This window comes from Pseudoduganella dura (genome assembly GCF_009727155.1).
GTDB classification, from domain to species: Bacteria; Pseudomonadota; Gammaproteobacteria; order Burkholderiales; family Burkholderiaceae_D; genus Rugamonas; species Rugamonas dura.
Genome location: NZ_WNWM01000002.1, coordinates 599641 through 619826, shown reverse-complemented (window position 1 = coordinate 619826; position 20186 = coordinate 599641). Strand labels below are relative to the sequence as shown.

At 68.1% G+C, this 20186-nt stretch carries 19 protein-coding genes; 9 read left to right on the top strand and 10 right to left on the bottom strand.

Annotated features, from left to right (window positions below; genetic code table 11):
* Positions 1-4 precede the first annotated feature (4 nt).
* The 3 genes from sdhA to sdhC are packed head-to-tail and all read right to left on the bottom strand — an operon-like array spanning position 5 to position 2569.
* The gene (gene sdhA, locus GJV26_RS02870; protein WP_189442409.1) at positions 5-1783 is read right to left on the bottom strand and encodes a succinate dehydrogenase flavoprotein subunit; all 1779 of its coding nucleotides are present in this window, start codon (positions 1781-1783) and stop codon (positions 5-7) included.
* Positions 1784-1786: 3 nt separating this feature from the next.
* Entirely contained in the window at positions 1787-2149 is a 363-nt protein-coding gene (gene sdhD, locus GJV26_RS02865) for a succinate dehydrogenase, hydrophobic membrane anchor protein (protein ID WP_155707479.1), read from the bottom strand.
* Between the two features lie 3 nt (positions 2150-2152).
* The gene (gene sdhC / locus GJV26_RS02860) at positions 2153-2569 is read right to left on the bottom strand and encodes a succinate dehydrogenase, cytochrome b556 subunit (RefSeq protein ID WP_155707477.1); all 417 of its coding nucleotides are present in this window, start codon (positions 2567-2569) and stop codon (positions 2153-2155) included.
* Positions 2570-2741: 172 nt separating this feature from the next.
* On the opposite strand from sdhC, the gene GJV26_RS02855 reads away from it, so the two are divergent.
* Positions 2742-3686 carry a LysR family transcriptional regulator gene (locus GJV26_RS02855; protein WP_155707475.1) on the top strand — a complete coding sequence of 315 codons (945 nt, stop codon included), beginning with the start codon at positions 2742-2744 and terminating at the stop codon, positions 3684-3686.
* A 191-nt stretch (positions 3687-3877) separates the two neighbouring features.
* Here the strand turns inward: GJV26_RS02855 and GJV26_RS02850 are convergent, their stop codons facing one another.
* Positions 3878-4972: a glycoside hydrolase family 43 protein gene (locus GJV26_RS02850; RefSeq protein WP_216643102.1), complete on the bottom strand. Its 1095-nt coding sequence runs from the start codon at positions 4970-4972 to the stop codon at positions 3878-3880.
* 234 nt (positions 4973-5206) lie between these two features.
* Between GJV26_RS02850 and GJV26_RS02845 the strand changes: the two genes are divergently transcribed.
* The 7 genes from GJV26_RS02845 to GJV26_RS02815 all read left to right on the top strand — a co-directional run bounded on the left by GJV26_RS02845 (position 5207) and on the right by GJV26_RS02815 (position 13267).
* Positions 5207-6004: a TorF family putative porin gene (locus tag GJV26_RS02845; protein ID WP_155707473.1), complete on the top strand. Its 798-nt coding sequence runs from the start codon at positions 5207-5209 to the stop codon at positions 6002-6004.
* Between the two features lie 10 nt (positions 6005-6014).
* Positions 6015-7955, top strand: coding sequence for a methyl-accepting chemotaxis protein (locus GJV26_RS02840; protein ID WP_155707472.1), 1941 nt, complete (start codon positions 6015-6017; stop codon positions 7953-7955).
* A gap of 49 nt (positions 7956-8004) precedes the next feature.
* Positions 8005-8448 (top strand): hypothetical protein, encoded by a 444-nt coding sequence (locus GJV26_RS02835; protein WP_155707470.1) that lies wholly within the window; start codon positions 8005-8007, stop codon positions 8446-8448.
* Between the two features lie 200 nt (positions 8449-8648).
* On the top strand, positions 8649-10214 hold the full coding sequence (locus GJV26_RS02830; RefSeq protein ID WP_155707468.1) for a TerC family protein: 1566 nt from the start codon (positions 8649-8651) through the stop codon (positions 10212-10214).
* A gap of 86 nt (positions 10215-10300) precedes the next feature.
* Complete coding sequence (locus GJV26_RS02825) at positions 10301-10918, top strand: exopolysaccharide biosynthesis protein (RefSeq protein ID WP_155707466.1); 618 nt, start codon at positions 10301-10303, stop codon at positions 10916-10918.
* Between the two features lie 85 nt (positions 10919-11003).
* Complete coding sequence (locus GJV26_RS02820) at positions 11004-11846, top strand: undecaprenyl-diphosphate phosphatase (RefSeq protein WP_216643101.1); 843 nt, start codon at positions 11004-11006, stop codon at positions 11844-11846.
* A 104-nt stretch (positions 11847-11950) separates the two neighbouring features.
* On the top strand, positions 11951-13267 hold the full coding sequence (locus tag GJV26_RS02815) for a glycoside hydrolase family 28 protein (protein WP_173346124.1): 1317 nt from the start codon (positions 11951-11953) through the stop codon (positions 13265-13267).
* 23 nt (positions 13268-13290) lie between these two features.
* Here the strand turns inward: GJV26_RS02815 and GJV26_RS02810 are convergent, their stop codons facing one another.
* Entirely contained in the window at positions 13291-13710 is a 420-nt protein-coding gene (locus tag GJV26_RS02810; protein WP_229419150.1) for a DUF2141 domain-containing protein, read from the bottom strand.
* Between the two features lie 124 nt (positions 13711-13834).
* Here GJV26_RS02810 and GJV26_RS02805 point away from each other — a divergent pair, with 124 nt between their 5' ends.
* Positions 13835-14371, top strand: a complete 537-nt coding sequence (locus GJV26_RS02805) for a sterol desaturase family protein (protein WP_155707462.1) — start codon at positions 13835-13837, stop codon at positions 14369-14371.
* Here the strand turns inward: GJV26_RS02805 and crtB are convergent.
* Genes crtB through GJV26_RS02780 form a run of 5 tightly spaced genes read right to left on the bottom strand, consistent with a single transcriptional unit; the run spans position 14265 to position 20178 of the window.
* Complete coding sequence (gene crtB, locus GJV26_RS02800; protein ID WP_155707460.1) at positions 14265-15236, bottom strand: 15-cis-phytoene synthase CrtB; 972 nt, start codon at positions 15234-15236, stop codon at positions 14265-14267. The two genes, GJV26_RS02805 and crtB, sit on opposite strands and share 107 nt — an antisense overlap.
* A complete protein-coding gene (locus GJV26_RS02795) occupies positions 15233-16723 on the bottom strand; it encodes a phytoene desaturase (protein ID WP_155707458.1) in 1491 nt (496 codons plus the stop codon). Before GJV26_RS02795 ends, crtB begins: the two co-directional genes overlap by 4 nt.
* Positions 16720-17895 carry a lycopene beta-cyclase CrtY gene (gene crtY, locus GJV26_RS02790; RefSeq protein ID WP_155707456.1) on the bottom strand — a complete coding sequence of 392 codons (1176 nt, stop codon included), beginning with the start codon at positions 17893-17895 and terminating at the stop codon, positions 16720-16722. The genes GJV26_RS02795 and crtY overlap by 4 nt, the downstream gene beginning before the upstream one ends.
* Before the next feature lie 13 nt (positions 17896-17908).
* Positions 17909-19201, bottom strand: coding sequence for a glycosyltransferase (locus GJV26_RS02785; protein WP_155707455.1), 1293 nt, complete (start codon positions 19199-19201; stop codon positions 17909-17911).
* Positions 19202-19221: 20 nt separating this feature from the next.
* Positions 19222-20178 (bottom strand): polyprenyl synthetase family protein, encoded by a 957-nt coding sequence (locus GJV26_RS02780; RefSeq protein WP_155707453.1) that lies wholly within the window; start codon positions 20176-20178, stop codon positions 19222-19224.
* Positions 20179-20186: the final 8 nt, after the last annotated feature.

Genomic DNA, 20186 nt, shown 5'->3' with positions numbered 1-20186 from the left:
GACCTTAGAAAGTGCGTGCTTTTGGCTTGAAGGTTTCCACCGTCAGCGGTTTGGTGACGACCGGCTTGTAGTCCAGGCGGTTGCCTTCGGAGAACCACAGCGTGTGCTTCATCCAGTTCTCGTCGTCGCGGTTCGGGAAATCGCTGTGCGCGTGGGCGCCGCGCGATTCCTTGCGCGCCACGGCCGACGTGATCGTGGCCTTGGCCGTCTCGATCAGGTTGTCCAGTTCGAGCGCTTCGACTCTGGCCGTGTTGAACACCTTCGACTTGTCCTTGAACGACACGTGCTTGCGCCGCTCGTCGAGCTTCATGATCTCGTCGAAGCCGGCTTTCAGCAGGTCGTCGGTGCGGAACACGCCGCAGTATTTCTGCATCGTGGCGCGGATGTCGTTGGCCACGCCCTGCACCTTTTCGCTGCCGGTCGAGGTTTCCAGCTTGTTCAGGCGGTTCAGGGCGTAGTCGGACGCATCCTTCGGCAGGTCCTTGTGCTCTTTTGCCTTCAGGTTCGAGGCCACCACGTGGTTGCCGGCCGCGCGGCCGAACACCACCAGGTCGAGCAGAGAGTTCGTGCCCAGGCGGTTCGCACCGTGCACGGAGACGCAGGCGCATTCGCCGATCGCGTACAGGCCGTTGACGATCTTCTGCGAGCCGTCGGCCGACGGTGCCACGACCTGGCCGTGGATGTTCGTTGGAATACCGCCCATCTGGTAGTGAATCGTCGGCACGACCGGGATCGGTTCCTTCGTCGCGTCCACGTTGGCGAACTTGTGACCGATTTCCAGGATCGACGGCAGGCGCTTCTCGATCGTTTCCTTGCCGATGTGGCGCAGGTCGAGCAGCACGTGGTCCTTGTTCGGGCCCACGCCGCGGCCTTCCTTGATTTCCTGGTCCATCGAGCGCGACACGAAGTCGCGCGGCGCCAGGTCCTTCAGCGTCGGCGCGTAGCGCTCCATGAAGCGCTCGCCCTGCGAGTTGATCAGGATGCCGCCTTCGCCGCGCACGCCTTCGGTGATCAAGACGCCCGCGCCGGCCACGCCGGTCGGGTGGAACTGCCAGAATTCCATGTCCTGCAGCGGCAGGCCGGCCCGTGCGGCCATGCCCATGCCGTCGCCGGTGTTGATGAACGCGTTGGTCGACGCGGCGAAGATCCGCCCGGCGCCGCCGGTGGCGAAGATCGTCGTCTTCGCCTGCAGGATCATCACTTCGCCGGTTTCCATTTCCAGCGCCACCACGCCGATCACGTCGCCTTCCGAATCGCGGATCAGGTCCAGCGCCATCCATTCGACGAAGAAGTGGGTGCGGGCACGGACGTTACGCTGGTACAGCGTATGGAGCAGCGCGTGGCCGGTGCGGTCGGCCGCGGCGCAGGCGCGCTGCACGGCCTTCTCGCCGAAGTTGGCCGTGTGGCCGCCGAACGGGCGCTGGTAGATCGTGCCGTCGGGATTGCGGTCGAACGGCATGCCGAAGTGTTCCAGCTCGTACACGACCTTCGGTGCTTCGCGGCACATGAATTCGATCGCATCCTGGTCGCCCAGGTAGTCGCCACCCTTGACGGTGTCGAACATGTGCCAGAACCAGCTGTCTTCAGCCATGTTGCCCAGCGAGGCGCCGATGCCGCCCTGCGCCGCCACGGTGTGCGAGCGGGTCGGGAACACTTTCGACAACACGGCCACGTTCAGGCCCGCTTCGGCCAGTTGCAGGGAAGCGCGCATGCCGGAGCCGCCGGCGCCGACGATCACCGCGTCGAAGCGGCGGACTGGGATTGCGGATTTGATTGCTGCCACGATTTACACACTCCAGAGAATCTGCACCGACCACACGGCGCATGCCACCAGCCACACGGCGGAAGCGGTTTGGATGATGAAGCGAACGGCCACGTTCTTCACATAATCCTGATAGATGCTGACCACGCCGACCCAGGCGTGATAGAACAGCCCCAGCAGCGTGGCCAAGGTGAACAGCTTGAACCAGGTCTGCGCGAACAGGCCGGCCCAGCCTTCGTACGAGAAGTTGTTCCCGGTCAGGAAGGCGATCAGCAGCACGGCGGTGTACACCACCATCACGATCGCGGTGGCGCGCTGGGCCAGGTATTCGCCCAGGCCGTAGTGGGCGCCGACGACGAGGCGCTTCGGTCCGATATTGTTTTTCATGGCTTAGAAGACTCCGAACAGTTTCAGGGCAACCACGATCACGACAGCCCAGGTAACCACCAGCACGGACACGGCGCTCTTGCGGGCCGAATCCTTGTCCAGGCCCACGTGGGTATCCATCACCAGGTGGCGGATGCCGGCGCAGAAGTGGTGCATGTAGCCCCACACCAGCGCCAGGATCACCAGCTTGGCCAGCGGGTGCGACGCGATGCCCTGGAAGTGGGCAAACGAGATTTCCGAGCGGATGCTTTCCTGCAGCAGGTACAGGATGAACGGCAGCAGCAGGAACATCAGGAAACCGCTGACGCGGTGCATGATCGACACGATCGCCGAGAACGGCTGGCGGTAGTTCATCAATTCCGTGACGTGGATGTTGCGGAACTCCCGTCGCGCTTTTGTTTGGGTGCCTTCGACAGCCATTGAGACCTCTCTCCTGAGTTTTTTCCCGGGCGGAGTGCGCCAGGTTGCAAGGCATGGATTATCGCGACGTTGCGCTATACTGTCCAATATATGAAACAGTTGAATCCCAGAGCTTTTTGCAATACCGCGTAGTGGTTCGCAATTAGCGCATGGCTAAACATAGGAAAACAGGATGGATTTACGACGCCTGCGCTATTTCGTCGCGGTGGCCGAAGAGGGCAATGTCACACGGGCAGCCGAAAAACTCGGCATTGGCCAGCCGCCGCTGAGCCAGCAGATCCTCACGCTCGAGCGCGAGCTCGACGTGCACGTTTTTTACCGCACGGGCCATGGCGTGGCGCTCACCGAGGCCGGCAAGGCACTGCTGGTCGATGCGAAACGGCTGCTCGGGGATGCGCAGCAGGCTGTATTGAATGCGCAACGCGCCGGGCGCGGCGAGACCGGCCGCCTGCACCTGGGGCTGACCGCTTCCGCCGCGTTCCACCCGATCGTGCGCTCGCTGATCCGGGTATTTCGCGCCACGTATCCCGGCGTGGCGCTGACGCTGACCGAGGGCACCACGTCGCAGCTGCTCGCCTTGCTGGAAGAAGGCCGGCTCGACCTGGCGCTGCTGCGCCCCGGCACGCACTCGTTCGCCGGCATCGCGCTGTACCAGATCGCCAGCGAGCCGATGAAGGTGGTGCTTCCGGCCGGCCACCGGCTGGCGAAGAGCCGCCGCATCCCGCTCACGGCGCTCGCCGGCGAATCCTTCGTGCTGATTCCCCGCGAAGAAAGCCCGATGCTGCACGACGAGATCCTGAACGCGTGCCGGCATGCCGGATTCGAACCCTTGCCGGGCCAGCAGGCGCCGCAGCTGTCCTCCGTCGTCAACCTCGTGTCCGCCGAGTTCGGGGTCTCGATCGTGCCCGCCTCGGTCAGCCAGATCCGCGCCGAAGGCGTGGTGTATGTCGACATCGCCGATGCGCAGGTCGTCACCAACCTGGCACTGGCCTCGCGCGACGCCGAACGCTCGGCCAAGGTCGACAATTTCCTGGCCGTCGCCGACGCCGCGCGCGTCGCCGCGGACGATGCCGCGAGGGTGCGGCCACGGCGGCGCAAGGAGGATCGCGCCACCTGAACGCACCGGAAGGGCATATCAGCTGTGCGTACCGCTGCTATCCAGTGCCGTTCAGCTGGCGACAATCGATGCTTCCCGTAACGTCGACATTCTGGTGTCGGACACCGGCTCTTCGGTCGGTCCGCCGCAACGGTCGGACACCGGTTTTCCGAGCCGAAGTCCGTACTTGTCCGCACGCCATACTCCTACCGTCACTTCGCTCCAGCCGCGCAATGGTCCCGTTCCGGCGGCGACGGCGCCATCAGGTGGTCGCCGTCGAGGTCCACGCGCTGGTTCAGCACTTCCAGCCTGCCGCCGGCGTCGCGCACCTCGTACAGCTTGCCGCGGGCATTCTTGAACGGCCGGTGCACCACCAGCATGCGCTTGCCGTCGAACGTGTCGAACAGCATGCCGTGCCCCGAATCGCGACGCACGATCGGTTCGAGCTGCTCCCATGGCCCGGCCAGTTCGCCGGAAGGCGAGCGCGCCACCGACTGCACGTAGCCGTTGCTGTCATAGCTCGACCACAGCATCAGCAGGCTGCCGTCCTTCGACGGATACAGCTGCGGGCCGTCGGTGACGTACACATTCGTCCTGGCCTGCCTGCCGTCCGGCGCCACCGGCCGTTGCCCGTTCGACCATGGCGCGCTCGATGCCTTGAACAGCAGCTTCGGCGGTCCTGCCGGCTTCAGGTCCTGCGTCAGCGGCAGCGCCTCGATGGTGCCGTCGCCGGCCTGGATCCATTCGTGCGCGTACACATAGGACGGCTTGCCGGCGCGGTCCACGTACAGCGTGCCGTCCAGCGTCATCAGCTCCGCCGGGGCGACGGGTTCGCCGCCGTTCGTCACGGTGAACGGCCCCTCCGGGCGGTCGGCAACCGCCATCACGGTGCCGCGCCGGTAGGCCGGCCAGCCGGAAGCCGAAGGGGCGGCGATGGCGGCCGCCTCGTTGTGCAGCGTGGTGAACAGATAATACTTGCCGCGCCACGGATGCACTTCCGGCGCCCACGCGCCGCCGCTGGCCCAGGAGCCGGCCGGTACCCTGAACACCACCTGTGGCGCCGACCACGTCCTGAGGTCGCGGCTTTGGTAGGCCATGATGCCGGTATCGCATACGCCGCTCATCGACGGCACGTTCGACGTGTACAGGTAGTACGTGCCGCTGGCCTTGTCCGCGACCACGAAGGGATCGTGCAGCGGCATGTCGGGCATGGTCAGCTGCCGCGGCGGGGCGGCGCCGGCTGGGGCCGCCAGCGCGGCAAGCAGGATCGCGGGCAGCATTGCCGGCGCAAGGGTGGGGCGGGGCATGTGGTCTCCATCTGATTCGACGGCCGAGTGTAGCCGAGCGGGCAGGCCGCGCACAGGCCGAACCGGATCAATCCGCTGAGCGGTTCTGTTGCATTCATGTCGCAATGCACGCAAAAGGCGTGGACAAAAGCGCACGTTTCACGAGGATCGGTACCAATCGCCGGTATTATTGCCGCGCGGATACATTTCTTCAAACCACCGCGGCCTGTTTGCCGCCACTTGCACAAACTTCCCATGACCCAGAATTTCCCACGGAGCGGCGCGCTCCTGCCCGCGCTTTGCCTCGCCCTGTGCGCGGGCGCCGCGCAGTCGTCCGAACCCGACACCGCGTCGCAGGTGGCGCAATGGTCCGCCAACGCCGGCGTGGTGTCCCAATATGTTTCGCGCGGCATCCGCCAGACGTGGGGCAAGCCCGCCGTGCAGGCCGGCATCGATGTCGTGCGGCCGGACGGCTGGTCGGCCGGTACGTGGGTCTCGACGGTCAGCGACCGCTTCATGGAAGACGGCCGCTTCGAGTGGGACCTGTACGGCGGCTACAGCGGCAGCCTCGGCGCCATCGGCTACAGCATGACGGCCTACATTTACCGCTACCCGGGCGCCCGCATCAGCGCCACCGGCGACCGCTTCGACTATGCCGAGCTGGTGCCGGGCCTGACGTACCGGGCCGCCTATTTGAAGTATTACCGCACCGTGAGCGGCAAGTTCTTCGGCATCCCGAATGCCCGCGGCACCGGCTACCTGGACGTGGGCGCCAATCCCGACCTGGGCAACGGCTGGACGCTGAACCTGCACGCGGGCGACGGCCGCGTTGCCGGCGCCGGCAACGACATGTGGAACTGGCGCGATGCGAAAGCGGGCGTGACGAAGGATCTGGGCGGCGGCTGGAGCGCCTCCTTCGCCGTCACGCGCGCGTGGGGCCGGACCGATGCCTACAAGGCCTACACGACGGGCATCGCGGATGCCGCCGGCAACCTGCGATCGGCCAACGTCGCCAGGGCCACCGCCATCGTCGGCGTGAACCGTACGTTCTGAGGAAAGCAGCATGAAAGCACTGAAGAATCTCTCCCTGAACGCCCGTATCGGCATCGCCGCGACAGGGCTGGTGATCCTGAGCCTGGCGCTGGTCGCGACCGTCACCGGCACGCGCAACAGCGACAGCGCGGAAGAAGCGGCGATGCGGCTTGCCCATAGTTCCGCCGCCGCCGCGGCCGGCACGCTGGCGGGCCGCATCGAAACCAATTTCGCCGCAGCCTCCACGCTGGCCAACACCGTCGGCGCCACGCTGGCCGCCGGAAACCACCTCTCGCGCGAGCAGGTCGACGCCGCGGTGCAGGCCGTGCTGCGCGGCTCGAGCGATGTGATGGGCTCGTCCGTGACGATGGAGGCGAACGCGCTCGATGGCCGCGATGCCGAATTCGCCGGCCGGAAGCCCCGCTTCGACGCGACCGGCCGCTACATGCCGTATTACACGCGCCAGGCCGATGGCGGCATCCATGTGGAACCGATCACCTTCAGCAATGCGCCCGGCGCGAACGACTGGTATGACGTTCCCAGGAAAACCGGCAAGCGCATGTTGACCGAACCGGTGGCGTATCCGGTCAACGGCAAGGAAGTGCTGATGGCGTCGCTGATGGCGCCGGTCGTCGTCGGCGGCGAAGTCAAGGGCGTCGTCAGCGCCGACCTGCTGCTGACGAAACTGGGCGAAATCCTGGCGGGCATGAAGACGGTCGACGAAGGCAGGCTCTCGCTGGTATCGAACGAAGGCCTGTACGCCAGCCACCCGGATGCTGCCCGCAATGGCAAGAAGGCGGACGACATGCCGCCCGCGGCGCTGGCGGCAGTGCGGGCGGGCCAGCCGTTCGGGTATGAAGCGGGCGGCATCGTCAACCTGGTGCAGCCGCTGCGGCTGGACGGCGGCGTGGCCCCATGGGCCGTACGCCTGTCGTTCCCGAAAAGCGTGGCCACCGCGCCGGCCCGCAAGCTGCTGATGCACACGGTGATCGCCTCGGCGGTGTGTGCGCTCGTCGCGGCGTTCGTGATGCTGTTCACGCTGCGCCGGCTGACCCGCCCGCTGCGCGAGCTGGCCGGCACGATGACCCAGCTGGCCGGGGGCAACGCCGACCTGACGAAGCGGCTCGCCGTCGACGGCAACGATGAGCTGGCGGTCATCGGCAACGGCTTCAACGTGTTCGTCTCGAAGATCGAAGGGGTGCTGGCACGCGTGCGCGACAGCTCCGCCAGCGTGGCCACGGCCAGCGCCGAGATCAGCCTCGGCAACGCCGACCTGTCGGCCCGCACCGAACAGCAGGCCAGCGCGCTGGAAGAAACCGCCGCGTCGATGGAAGAACTCACAAGCACCGTGCGCCAGAATTCCGACAATGCGGCGCAGGCGCGGCAGCTTGCCGACAACGCATCGGGCGTGGCCACGCGCGGCGGCGCGGCCATGGCCGAAGTGGTCGATACGATGGCCGCGATCAACGCGTCGTCGAACAAGGTGGTGGACATCATCGCCGTCATCGACGGCATCGCGTTCCAGACCAATATCCTGGCGCTGAACGCGGCCGTGGAAGCGGCGCGCGCGGGCGAGCAGGGCCGCGGTTTCGCCGTGGTGGCCAGCGAGGTGCGCAACCTGGCCCAGCGCAGCGCCAGCGCGGCGAAGGAGATCAAGGCCCTGATCGGCGATTCAGTCGCCCAGGTGGAACGCGGCAGCACACTGGTGCAGGGCGCGGGCGCCACCATGGAGGAAGTGGTGGCCAGCGTGCGCGGCGTGGCCGGCATCATCGCCGAGATCGCGGCCGCCAGCGTGGAGCAGAGCGGCGGCATCGGCCAGGTCACCCAGGCGGTCGGCCAGATGGATGGCGTCACGCAGCAGAACGCCGCGCTGGTCGAGGAAGCCGCCGCGGCGGCGGAAAGCCTGCAGCAGCAGGCCGCCACGCTGGTGGCGCTGGTGGGCGAGTTCCGGATCGGCGACAGGGCGGGGTGATCGAAATTCGGTGCTATACTCGTCTCGTTACGTACCACGCATGTTGTATATGAGACGAGTATTCGTCATCTTCCTGATCTTCCTGTTTCCCCTGAACGTGCTGGCGCTGTCGATGTCGATCTCCTCGATGCAGCCGGCCGTCCCGATGCCTGCCGGTTTCGCCTCGGCGCTCGCCGGTGCAAACCCCGATGCAAGCGCGGAAGCGCATCGCCACGCGGATTTCCACCCGAATTCGCATCCGGATTCCAGCTCCAATTCCCATGCCGGTTCCGATATCGCTACTGAAGCCGGCTCCGCCGCCTCGCTGCACGGCCCGGCGCTGTGCGACATCGATCCCGACGAGCCTCCCGCGGGAACCGATTTCCACGACTGCGTGAGCCGCGAAGCGCGGCCGCAGCTGGTCTTGCCGCCCCAGGTGGCGGTGTCTTCCCCCGTGCCGTCCCGGCGCGGGCTGTCTCCCTTCCCGCCGATCAAGCCGCCCCCACGGGCCTGACGCGCCGCCCCGCCGTTCATCCGGCGCGGCCAGGGCGCCTGTCGCCGTGAACCCATGCCCGGCATGCGCCGGGCATGTATGCACGGCGGTCGGCGGTACCCGTTGCGGCATCTTCCCATCCCGATTCGGCGCGCCGCTGCGCGCCTCGGCAGCGCATGTCGCCGCCGGCAATATGCAGTTCACACGTAAAGGTAACCTCAATGGAATGGCTGTTCGACCCGGCAATATGGGCAGGATTGCTCACGCTCATCGTCCTGGAAATTGTCCTGGGCATCGATAACCTGATCTTCATCGCCATCCTGGCCGACAAGCTGCCGCCCCACCAGCGCGACAAGGCGCGGCTGATCGGCCTGTCGCTGGCGATGCTGATGCGGCTCGGCCTGCTGACCATCGTCTCGTGGCTGGTCACCCTCACGGCGCCGCTGTTCTCGGTCGGGCCGCTGGACTTTTCCGGCCGCGACCTGATCCTGCTGGGCGGCGGCGTGTTCCTGCTGTTCAAGGCCACGATGGAACTGCACGAACGCCTGGAAGGGGTGACGCACGCCCTGTCCGAATCGAAGGTGTATGCCGGCTTCGGCGCCGTGGTGGCGCAGATCGTCGTGCTCGACGCGGTGTTCTCGCTCGATGCCGTGATCACCGCGGTGGGCATGGTCGACGAACTGGGCGTGATGATGGCGGCGGTGGTGATCTCCATCGGCGTGATGATCCTGGCCTCGAAGCCGCTCACGCGCTTCGTCAACGCGCATCCGACCGTCGTCGTGCTGTGCCTCTCGTTCCTGCTGATGATCGGCCTGTCGCTGGTGGCCGAGGGTCTGGGCTTCCATATCCCGAAGGGTTACCTGTACGCGGCCATCGGCTTCTCGATCGTGATCGAAACGCTGAACCAGTTCGCGCGCCGTAATTTCATCAAGAACGAGGCGCGCGTGCCGTTCCGCGACCGCACGGCCGAATCGGTGCTGCGCCTGATGGGCGGCCGCAGGCGTACCGATGCGGCCGGCGAGGTGCCGCACGAGGCGCCGGTGCAACAGGACGCCTTCGCCGTCGAGGAACGCAACATGGTCAGCGGCGTGCTGGCGCTGGCCGACCGGTCGATCCGTTCGGTGATGACGCCGCGGTCGGAGATCTCGTGGGTCAACCTCGACGACGCCGCGGACGACATCCTGCGCCAGTTGCAGGAAACGCCGCACGGCCTGCTACCGGTGTGCCGGGGTGAGCTCGACAATGTGATCGGCATCGGGCGCACCAAGGACCTGATCAGCGACCTGCTGCTGCGCCGGCGCATCGACGAGGCCGGCGCGGGCGCACGGCTGCGCAAGCCCATCGTCATGCCCGATACCGCCGGCGTGCTCAAGTCGATGGACACGCTGAAGCGCTCGCACGGCCAGCTGGTGCTGGTGACGGACGAATACGGCGTGGTCCAGGGCCTGCTGACACCGGTCGACATCCTGGAGGCGATCGCCGGCGAATTCCCCGACGAGGACGAGCAGCTGGCCATCCAGTCCCGCGCGCCCGGCGTGTGGGAAGTCGACGGTGTGGCCGACCTGCACCTGCTGCAGCAAGCGCTGGAAACCGATGGGCTGGTGGGCGAGGATGCCGAGTACACGTCGCTGGCCGGCTTCCTGCTGGCGCGCTTCGAGAGCTTCCCCGAGGTGGGCCAGGCCATCGAACTCGACGGCCTGCGTTACGAAGTGCTCGCGGTGGCGGACCGGCGCATCGCCAAGGTATCGATCCGCCGGATCGAAGCCGCGCTGGCGGAAGGAGACTGAATGACCATGACGATCATGTATTGGCCCGACTACTGGCCCGACTATTGGCCCGACTACCGGCGGACGACGACGATGGGAGACGGGCGATGAAGCACCTTTCAGGCGGGCCGGCCCTGTCGGAGATCCTGCAGGGCCTGGCCGAGGACGGCGGGCGCGAACGCATTTCCGTCGGCGACCTGCTGACGGCGCTGGCCGACCGGGCGCTCGGCGCCTTGCTGTTCGTGTTCGCGTGCCCCAACGCGCTGCCTGCATTGCCGGGCACCTCGGTGATCCTGGGCGCGCCGCTGGTGCTGCTGGCCGCCCAGCTGGCGTTCGCCCGCAAGCCGTGGCTGCCCGGGTTCATCGCCCGGCGTTCGATGGCGCGCACCGATTTCCAGGCGCTGATCGGGCGCATCAATCCATGGCTGCGCCGCGCCGAACGCATGCTGCGGCCACGTGCCAGCATCTGCGCGCTGCCGCCGATGGAATACGTGGTGGGGCTGATCTGCCTGCTGCTGGCGATCGTGGTGCTGTTGCCGATTCCGCTGGGGAACATGCTGCCGGCGCTGGCGATCAGCATGCTCGCGCTTGGCGTACTGGAGCGGGACGGCTACTGGATTATTGCAGGAATGATCACAGCAGCGGCCTCGGCAGTGGTAGTATCCGGGGTTGTTTTCGCTGCTCTGCAGGCGGTGATGTTCCTCTTCATAAAGTTTTTTTCATGATCCTTACCTGTGACCCTGCCGCGGCCCTCGAGCGCGCGTTTCCCGAGAATGCGGTACTGCGCCGCCGTGCCGTGGAGGCCTGCGCATGATGGTGTCAACCGTCGGCTGGCTGGAAGCCGCATTCCTCGGATTCATCCAGGGATTGACCGAGTTCCTGCCGATCTCGTCGAGCGCGCATTTGCGCATCATCGGCCCGTTCCTGCCATCCGGCCTGGACCCGGGCGCCGCGTTCACCGCCATCACGCAGATCGGCACCGAGCTGGCCGTGCTGCTGTTCTTCCGCCGCGACATCGCACGCATCTTCAGCGCCTGGCTGCGCGGCCTGTCCGACCCGGCGGCGCGTGCACACCCGGACTCGCGCCTGGGCTGGCTGATCATCGCCGGCTCGGTGCCGATCGGCGTGCTGGGCCTGCTGCTGCAGCACGCCATCGAAACGCATCTGCGCAACCTCTATCTCACGGCGACGATGCTGATCGTGTTCGGCGTGCTGCTGGGCGCCGCCGAGCATTACGGCAAGCAGGAACGCCGGCTCGACCAGATGTCGTGGCGCGACGGCATCCTGTTCGGCTTCGCGCAGGCGATGGCGCTCATCCCCGGCGTTTCCCGCTCCGGCGGCACGATCACGGCCGGCCTGCTGCTGGGCTACACCCGCGAAGCGGCCGCGCGCTATTCGTTCCTGCTGGCGATTCCCGCCGTGATGGCCTCGGGCGGCTACCAGCTCTACAAGACGTGGGGCGTCGCCGGCCCGGTCGCCGCCGGCCCCACGGCACTGGCCACCGCGGTGGCGTTCGTGGTGGGCTACGGGGTCATCGTTGCGTTCCTGAAAATCGTCGGCAGCCGGGGATTCTGGCCGTTCGTCGGCTACCGGATCGTGCTGGGCATCGCGCTGCTGGCGATGCTGCAGGCCGGCCATATCGCGGCGCGGTAACGGGGCGCACGGCTCAAGTTCCTGATTGAATGGCGCCGCGCACTGGCCTCGCGCGGCGTGGTCCCCTAAGATGTTCCGTCACCCATTCGCCCATGGACGCCGGAATGCCTGATAGCCTTACTGCCCGCCGCCCCATCACCCGCCGCGGCTTCACCGCCTGCCTGCTTGCCGCGCCGTTCTGCGCCGCGCGGGCGGGTGCCGCCCCGGTAAAATCCCTTGAAACGCCGATCACGCGATTCGGCGCCGTCGCGGACGACAGGACGGTCAACACGGCGGCCATCCAGAAAACCATCGACCACGTGGCCGGGCAGGGCGGCGGCACGGTGGTGGTGCCGCCCGGCGTGTTCGTCAGCGGCGCGCTGTTCCTGAAACCGAAAGTGAACCTGCACCTGGCCAGGGGAGCGGTCCTGAAATGCTCCACCGACCTGAGCAATTTTCCCCCGCAACGCACGCGCATCGAAGGCCACTTCGCGCCCAGCTTCAATCCGGCGCTGATCAATGCGAACGGTTGCGACGGCCTGAAGATCTCCGGCGAGGGCACCCTGGACGGTGCCGGGCGGCCGGTCTGGGACCTGTTCTGGAAGCTGCGCAATGCCGCGCCCGATCCGCACAACTTCGCCAACATCGGCGTGCCGCGCGCCCGCCTGGCGCTGATCGAACAGTCGCGCGGCGTGACCGTCGAAGGCGTCACGTTCAAGGATTCGCAGTTCTGGAACCTGCACCTGTACCGCTGCCGGGACGTCACGGTGCGAGCTGCCCGCTTCGAGGTGCCGGACGACTACAAGCAGGCGCCCAGCACCGACGGCATCGACCTGGACAGCTGTCAGCACGTGACGATCGAGGACTGCTATTTTTCCGTGACGGACGACTGCATCGCCGCCAAGGGTTCGAAAGGACCGCGTGCGCTGGAGGACAAGGACAGTCCGCCGGTCGAGCATGTGCGCGTGCGCAACTGTGAATTCCGGCGCGGCCACGGCGTGCTGACCCTCGGCAGCGAAGCCACGCTGGTACGCGATATCGTCGTCGAGAACTGCAGGGTGGGCGGCGGCGTCGCCAACGTGGCCGTATTGAAACTGCGGGCCGACACGCCCCAGCACTACGAGGACATCCACTTCCGCGGCCTCACGCTCGATTCGGAGCGGGGCCTGATCATCGCCGTCCGGCCATGGACGCAGTATTTCGACATGAAAGGCGCGCCGCCGCCGAAGTCGATCGTGCGCAACATCAGCCTGGTCGGCATCAAGGGGCGCTTCGGCACGTTCGGCAGGATCGCGCCGAATCCCGGGCAGACCGAGATCGCCGACATCCTGATCAGGGATGTCGACGTGACGCTGGAAAAGCCCGCGCTCGAGGTGTCCGGGGCGAAGAACCTGCGGCTGGAAAACGTGATCGTAAACGGCAAGCTGCTGGCGCCGACCTGACCGGGGCCCCGCGCGCCGGCGGGTCAGCGCAGCGTGATCGGTGCCACGGCCGGGCCGTCGCCCACCTCGATCGCCGCTTTGTCGAACGCGGGCGGTCCGAACATGTTGCGCGCGTCGCGGGAGAACCCGTATTTCTCGGTGGGCATGCCGATCGGGCTGCGATCGAGCTTGCTGTTGGCGTTGGCATCGTGATAGGCCAGCACGGCCCAGGTACCGGCCGGCACGCCGTCGATCGTCACCTTCATTTCGCCCGCCCGGGCCGGCACGGCGGCGCTGTAGGCGCATTGCTTCAGGAAGCGCTCCCTGTCGCAGACCGCCACGTTGACCGTGCCGCCGGTGTCCGCCACGGGCGAGACGCGTACTTCGATGGAGGCCGCCGCCGCCGTACCGCACAGCAGGATGGCAAGCATGGCGCAGGCTGCCGGAGTGGATCGGGAAAACATGGCACTTCCTTTCAATGGATGTCGTTGCTGGAGATGTCGTTGCTGGGAAGCGGGACCGCCGCCCAACCGTGCGCACACGGCGGGCGTGGTAGGCTATACAGGTCTTCGTTCACGCCCGGCCCTCATGCTAGTCAATGCGCTCATCGTCGTTGTCACCGTCGTGCTGATGGAACTGTTCTCCATCGCCGCCCACAAGTACGTCATGCATGGCTTCGGGTGGGGCTGGCACCGTTCGCACCACGAACCCCGCACCGGCTGGTTCGAAAAGAACGACCTGTATGCGCTGGTGTTCGCCGGCATCGCCATCGCGCTGATCTTCTACGGCACGCGCGGCGCGCATCCGCTGGAGTGGATCGGCGCCGGCATGACGGCCTACGGCTTCCTGTATTTCGTGGCGCACGACGGGCTGGTGCATCGCCGCTGGCCGTTCACCTGGGTGCCGCGCCGCGGCTACCTGAAGCGGCTGTACCAGGCGCACCGCATGCACCACGCGGTCGAGGGCAAGGATGGCGCCGTGTCGTTCGGCTTCCTGTATGCGCCGCCGGTGGCGGAACTCAAGCGCCGGCTGCACGTGCTGCACCAGGGGGCGCCGCGGCGTCCCGGCCGGGACGCTGCCACAGGCCGGCCGGACGCGCCGGCATCGTCCGCAGACGCGCGCTGAACACCGTCCCGCCGCCTTTCGCCAGCAGCCACAGCTTGGCCGCCTTCGATGTGCCCACGCGCTCGTCCCACGCGCGGGGGCCGCGCCGCAGCACTTCGATGCCGATCTGCCGGTACACATTGCGGGCCGTGGCGATCGCCCAGGCCGAGCGCGGCGGCAGGTCGGCAATGCCGGCGGCGGCCGAGTCGTAGTAAGGTTCCGCATGGTCGATCAGCCGTGCCGCCACCCTGGCCAGCGCGACGCGGTGCCGCGGGTGCGCCACCTCGTCCGGGGCGATGCCCGCCTCGCGCAGCCACTGGGCCGGCAGGTAGCAGCGCCCCATGCGCGCATCCTCGACGATGTCGCGGGCGATATTGGTGAGCTGGAACGCCAGCCCCAGGTCGCATGCGCGGTCCAGTACTTCCGCGCGGTTCACGCCCATGATCGACGCCATCATCAGGCCGACCACGCCGGCCACGTGGTAGCAGTAGCGCAGCGTGTCGTCGATGGTTTCGTAGCGGGTCGGCGCCACGTCCATCGCGAAGCCCGCCAGGTGGTCGAACGCGAAGCGCTGCGGAATGGCATGGCGCAGCGCCACTTCCTGGAACGCGGCGAAGGCCGGGTCGGCCATCCGGTCGCCGGCATAGGCGCGGCGCGTCTGTTCTTCCAGGCCGGCCATGGCAAGCGCGGCGTTCGTTCCCTCGGGCATGGAGACGTTGAAGCCCAGCTCCTGGCCGTCGATCACGTCGTCGCAGTGCCGGCACCAGGCGTACAGCATCAGCACGCTGCGCCGGATGTCGGGCGGGAACAGCCGCGCGGCCGCCGCGAAACTCTTCGAGCCCACCTCGATGGTGCGGGTGGCGTGCTCCATCAGCGCTTCGGTCATGCCAGGCCTCCTTCGAGCATCACGCCGGCCGTGGCCTTGGCCGAACCGATCACGCCCGGCACGCCGGCGCCCGGGTGGGTGCCCGCGCCCACCAGGTACAGGTTGGCCAGTTCGCCGTCGCGGTTGTGCGGCCGGAACCAGGCGCTCTGCGTGAGGATCGGTTCCAGCGAAAACGCCGAGCCCACGTGGGCATTGAGTTCGTCGCGGAAATCGAACGGCGTGAAGATGCGGCTCGTCACGAGCTGGCTGCGCAGGCCCGGCATGTAGCGCCGTTCCAGGTAGTCGAAGATGCGGTCGCGGTAGCGCGGGCCTTCCACGTCCCAGTCGATCGGCGCGTTGCCCAGGTGCGGCACCGGCGCCAGCACGTAGTGGCTGCCGCAGCCCGGCGGCGCCAGCGACGGATCGGTGACGCACGGCGCATGCAGGTACAGCGAGAAATCGTCGGCCAGCTTGTCGCCGGTGAAGATCTCGTCGATCAGGCCCTGGTAGCGCGGGCCGAAGCAGACGGTGTGGTGCTGCAGCTGCTCGTGGTGGTGGTCCAGCCCGAAGTACAGCACGAACAGCGAGTTGCTGAAGCGCTTCTTGCCCAGCGATTTGGCCTGCGCCACGCCGCGCGGATGCTGGCCGAGCAGCGCGGCGTAGGTATGCATCACGTCGGCGTTGGATGCCACCGCGTCCGCCGCGAAGCGGCGCCCGTCTTCCAGCAGCACGCCGCTGGCGCGGGCGCCCTGTGTTTCGATGCGCGCCACCGGTGCATTCAGCTCGATCCGGCCGCCGATATCCTCGAACAATCGCACGAGAGCCTTCACCAGCGCGCCCGTGCCGCCGCGCGGGAACCACACGCCCCAGCGCCGTTCCAGCGCGTGGATCAGCGTGTAGATCGACGACGTGGCGAACGGGTTGCCGCCCACCAGCAGCGAATGGAACGAGAACGCCTGGCGCAGGTGCTCGTCCTGGATGAAGCGCGAGACCAGGCTGTAGACGCTGCGCCAGGCCTGCAGCTTGGCCAGTGCCGGGCCGGCCTGGATCATGTCGCGGAACGACAGGAACGGCACGGCGCCCAGCTTCACGTAGCCTTCCTCGAACACCGCCTTCGAATACGCCAGGAATTTCCGGTAGCCCTGCACGTCGGCCGGGTTGCGCGCGTGGATCTGGCGGTCGAGCGCTTCCTGGTCGTTGACGTAGTCGAACTGGCTGCCGTCTTCCCAGCACAGCCGGTAGAACGGCGCCACCGGCAGCATGTCCACATAGTCGGCCATGCGCTTGCCGGCCACGGCGAACAGTTCTTCCAGCGCGGAAGGGTCGGTGATCACGGTGGGGCCGGCATCGAACACGAAGCCCTGGTCTTCGTAGACATAGGCGCGGCCGCCCGGCTTGTCGCGTTTTTCCAGCAGCGTGGTCTGCACGCCGCTGGCCTGCAGGCGGATCGCCAGCGCCAGGCCGCCGAATCCGGCACCGATGACCACGGCGGTTTTTGCTTCGTTCATTCGCATTTCCTGATTTGACGGGGGTGAGTCTGGCAGGCGGCGGCAAGCGCCGCGCGCACGGGTACGGGGGGCTTGCCGGCCACCAGGCGGGCCTTGTCGGCCAGCCCGAGGCGGCCGGCATAGAAGCGCGCGATCAGCGGCGCCGGCAGCCGGTAGAAACGCTGCATCACGCGCCAGCGGTCGTCCGGCCGACCGGCCAGGAACAGCATGCGGTTGAGCAGCCGGAAGAAGCGCTGGCCGCGCCACGCCTCGCCCGCTTCGGCGCGGATGGCGGCCCGCAGCGCCGGTGCGCGCAGGTCGGGCAGGGCGGCGATGCGGTCGGCCAGGCGCACGGCGTGCGGCAGCGAGTAGCCGGTGGTCGGATGGAACAGGCCGGCGCGCAGGCCGGCGCAGGGCTGCGCGCCGAGTTCGTCCCAGAACCGGTCGAAGTCGCCGGCCAGCACGATCGGCAGCGAGCCGTGTTCCTCGCGCAGCACTTCGGCGATCCGCCAGCCGCGCGAGCGGGCGTAGTCGGCGATGTTGTCGCGCAGCCGGTCCGGGTCCCAGCCGGGGCCGTCGACATAGTGCGTGTCCTCGATCAGCACGCGGTCGGGGCCGAACGGCAGCAGGTACACGAAGCGGTAGCCGCCTTGCTGCGCCACGCGGGCATCCATGATGACGGGGGCCGCCAGGCCATGCGGCGCCGCCAGCCTGACTTCCCGTCCGAGGAAGGTCTGGTAGCCCAGCGCGAGTTCGGCGCTGGCGGCCGGGCCGGTGCCGTCGATTACGGCGCCGGCGTGCAGCGTCGAACCGCCGGCCAGCCGCACCGAGGTCGGCGTCATGGCCTCGATGCGCGCATTCACTTGCAGGGCGGGGCCGAGGTCGCGCTCGATCACGTCGGCAAACCGGTCCGACGCCACGCTGGCGTAGCCGCCTTCCAGCGTGCGCGAAAAGCCGGGAAACGCGACGTCATAGCGGGGCCAGCTGTGCGACACGAGCGGGGCGATCCACGCGCGCTGCGCCGCATCGAGGTCGCTGTCGTGGAACGACCAGGTGTGGTTGCCGCCGATGCGCCCGTCCCGTTCCAGCAGCAGGATGCGCAGGTCCGGACGCAGCGCGAGCAGGCGCCAGGCGACCAGGCCGTTGGCCAGGCCGCCGCCGGCCAGGATCACATCATACGGCGCCGTGGTCATGCCGACATGTCCCTCATGCCGTCGCGCCGGCCGGCAGATCCGCGCGCAGGCGCAGCGCCTGTTCGACGATGTCGGCGGCCCGTTCGGTCCCGCCGGCGCCGGCCACCGCGCCGGCCAGCGTGTCGAGCCGCGCCGCGAACGCAGGTTCCGTCAACAGCCGCTCCAGCTGCGCGGCCAGCCCGCGCGGCCCGGCGAAACGGGCGGAGGCGCGCAGCCCGATGCCGGCATGGCAGATGCGCGCGGCCGCGCCGGGCTGGTCGAAGGCGATCGGCAGCGCGAGAATCGGCGTGCGGGCGGCGATCGCGTCCATCACCGTGTTCAGGCCGGCGTGCGATACCACCGCGTCGGCGCGGGCCAGCGCCGCCCCCTGGTCCGCGAAATCGCATACCCACGTGGCGCCGTCCTTTTCGAGCGCGCCCGCCTGGCTCGCCGTGAGGCCGCCGCAATGCGCCACGAGCAGTTGCGCGTCGAGCATGCGGCACGCCCGGGCGATGCGCCGGAACAGGCCGAACCGCTGGCCCTGCAGCGTGCCCAGCGAGGCGAACACGAACGGGCGGCCGGGCGCGATACGAGGCATCGGCGCACGGCGGGCGCCATGGGGTGCCGCGCTCCGCAGCGGCCCCACATGATGGAAATGCGCCGGCAGCGCGCGGCGCGGAAAATCGAACGCGGCCACCGTCTGGCTGACCTGCGCCAGCGGCGACAGGCACTCGTGCAGCATGCCGCGCGCGGGGATGCCGAACGCGCGGGCGCGCTCCTCGATGACACGGCGGTGCGGCGCCATCAGCCAGTCGTAGACCAGGGTACTGCCTTCGGCCATGCGCAGCGAACGTTCGTCGTCGCCCCACGCGAACGGCATGACCGGCAGCGGCAGGCCGGCTTCGCGGTTGACGGGCAGCGCGCAGGCCACCGAGACGAACGGCATGCCCATCCCTTCGGCCACCAGGCCGGCGGCCGCTTCCATCTGGTCGCCGAGCAGCGCGTCGATGCGCAGCGCGTCGAGGGCGGCGGGCAGTTCGCGGCACAGCATGTCGGTGGCCTGGGCCATGTCGAGGATCACGCGGCGCAGTCCCAGCGGGCCGCCGGGGTTGGCGGCGCGCCGCAACGATTGCGCGAGCGAGCCGGCCGGATGGCTGGCCGCGCCGACGGCATGGAAGCCGATCCGTTCATCCGTTACAAAGGCGCGCGCATCCGGGCGGTGCAGGAACGTGACGCGGTGGCCACGTTCGGCCAGCGCCGCGGCGAGCGCGCCCAGCGCGCTGAAATGGCTGGGAAACGCGGGCGCCACCACGCCGAAATGTGCCATGCGATGCGCCCCCGCCAGCGCTAGACGAACTGCGCGCCGAGCTGCGCGGCCGGGCGCGGCGCGATGGCGGGCACGATCTGCGGGGCCGGGGATGCCTGCGCCAGCAGCTGCGCCATGTAGGCATGCGTATGCCCGCCGGGGCCCAGCGCATCGCCCAGGTGGCGTTCCGCCTGCTGCACGTAGGCGCCCATGCGGCGGCGCGCCTCGGCCGGGCCGAGCGTGTTGACCAGCGTTGCCTTGCCGATATCCTTGCCGGTGTCCTTGCCGGTGATGGCGCTGTCGCCGCCGTCGGCGAAATCGTCGCGGATCTGGAACGCGTGGCCTGCGGCCATCGCGAAGGCGCGCAGCGATTGCGTCACCGCGTCGCTTGCCTGTGCCAGCACGGCCGCCATTTCCACGGCGACGCCGAGCAGCACGCCGGTCTTCAGTTCATTGGTGGTGGTGATTTCGTCGGCCGAGCGCTGGCCGTTGCCGCGCAGGTCCTGGAACTGGCCGCGCGCCAGCCCCTGCGCGCCGATGGTTTCGCTCAGGGTACAGACCAGGCGCGAACGCGTGGCCGGTGCCAGGTGCTGGGCGGACGAGACGACGCAGAAGGCGCGGCTGAGCAGCGCGATCGACGCCAGGATGGCGACATCCTCGCCGAACTGCACGTGCACGGCGGGCTTGCCGCGCCGCAGCCGCGCATTGTCCATGCACGGCATGTCGTCCAGGATCAGCGACGAGGCATGCACCAGTTCGACCGCGCAGGCCACGTCGAGCACGTCGGGCGATGTCACGCCGAGGTCGCGGGCGACCAGCATCACCAGCAGCGGGCGCATGCGCTTGCCGCTGCCGAGCGCGCCGGCGCGCATCGCCGCGGCCAGCGGGTCCACGCTGTCGCCGAGCAGCTGCGCGATGCGGCTGTCCACCGCCTGCCGCAGGGCGATCGTGTCCGCTTGCTTCTCGTGGAAGCCATTGAACTGCCGGGTTTGTACCATGCGCAATC

Coding starts and splice junctions, on each gene's coding strand:
- sdhD (WP_155707479.1), bottom strand. CDS start 2,149: ATGAAAAACAATATCGGACCGAAGCGCCTCGTCGTCGGCGCCCACTAC.
- sdhC (WP_155707477.1), bottom strand. CDS start 2,569: ATGGCTGTCGAAGGCACCCAAACAAAAGCGCGACGGGAGTTCCGCAAC.
- GJV26_RS02855 (WP_155707475.1), top strand. CDS start 2,742: ATGGATTTACGACGCCTGCGCTATTTCGTCGCGGTGGCCGAAGAGGGC.
- GJV26_RS02850 (WP_216643102.1), bottom strand. CDS start 4,972: ATGCCCCGCCCCACCCTTGCGCCGGCAATGCTGCCCGCGATCCTGCTT.
- GJV26_RS02845 (WP_155707473.1), top strand. CDS start 5,207: ATGACCCAGAATTTCCCACGGAGCGGCGCGCTCCTGCCCGCGCTTTGC.
- GJV26_RS02840 (WP_155707472.1), top strand. CDS start 6,015: ATGAAAGCACTGAAGAATCTCTCCCTGAACGCCCGTATCGGCATCGCC.
- GJV26_RS02835 (WP_155707470.1), top strand. CDS start 8,005: ATGAGACGAGTATTCGTCATCTTCCTGATCTTCCTGTTTCCCCTGAAC.
- GJV26_RS02830 (WP_155707468.1), top strand. CDS start 8,649: ATGGAATGGCTGTTCGACCCGGCAATATGGGCAGGATTGCTCACGCTC.
- GJV26_RS02825 (WP_155707466.1), top strand. CDS start 10,301: ATGAAGCACCTTTCAGGCGGGCCGGCCCTGTCGGAGATCCTGCAGGGC.
- GJV26_RS02820 (WP_216643101.1), top strand. CDS start 11,004: ATGATGGTGTCAACCGTCGGCTGGCTGGAAGCCGCATTCCTCGGATTC.
- GJV26_RS02815 (WP_173346124.1), top strand. CDS start 11,951: ATGCCTGATAGCCTTACTGCCCGCCGCCCCATCACCCGCCGCGGCTTC.
- GJV26_RS02810 (WP_229419150.1), bottom strand. CDS start 13,710: ATGTTTTCCCGATCCACTCCGGCAGCCTGCGCCATGCTTGCCATCCTG.
- GJV26_RS02805 (WP_155707462.1), top strand. CDS start 13,835: ATGCTAGTCAATGCGCTCATCGTCGTTGTCACCGTCGTGCTGATGGAA.
- crtB (WP_155707460.1), bottom strand. CDS start 15,236: ATGACCGAAGCGCTGATGGAGCACGCCACCCGCACCATCGAGGTGGGC.
- GJV26_RS02795 (WP_155707458.1), bottom strand. CDS start 16,723: ATGAACGAAGCAAAAACCGCCGTGGTCATCGGTGCCGGATTCGGCGGC.
- crtY (WP_155707456.1), bottom strand. CDS start 17,895: ATGACCACGGCGCCGTATGATGTGATCCTGGCCGGCGGCGGCCTGGCC.
- GJV26_RS02785 (WP_155707455.1), bottom strand. CDS start 19,201: ATGGCACATTTCGGCGTGGTGGCGCCCGCGTTTCCCAGCCATTTCAGC.
- GJV26_RS02780 (WP_155707453.1), bottom strand. CDS start 20,178: ATGGTACAAACCCGGCAGTTCAATGGCTTCCACGAGAAGCAAGCGGAC.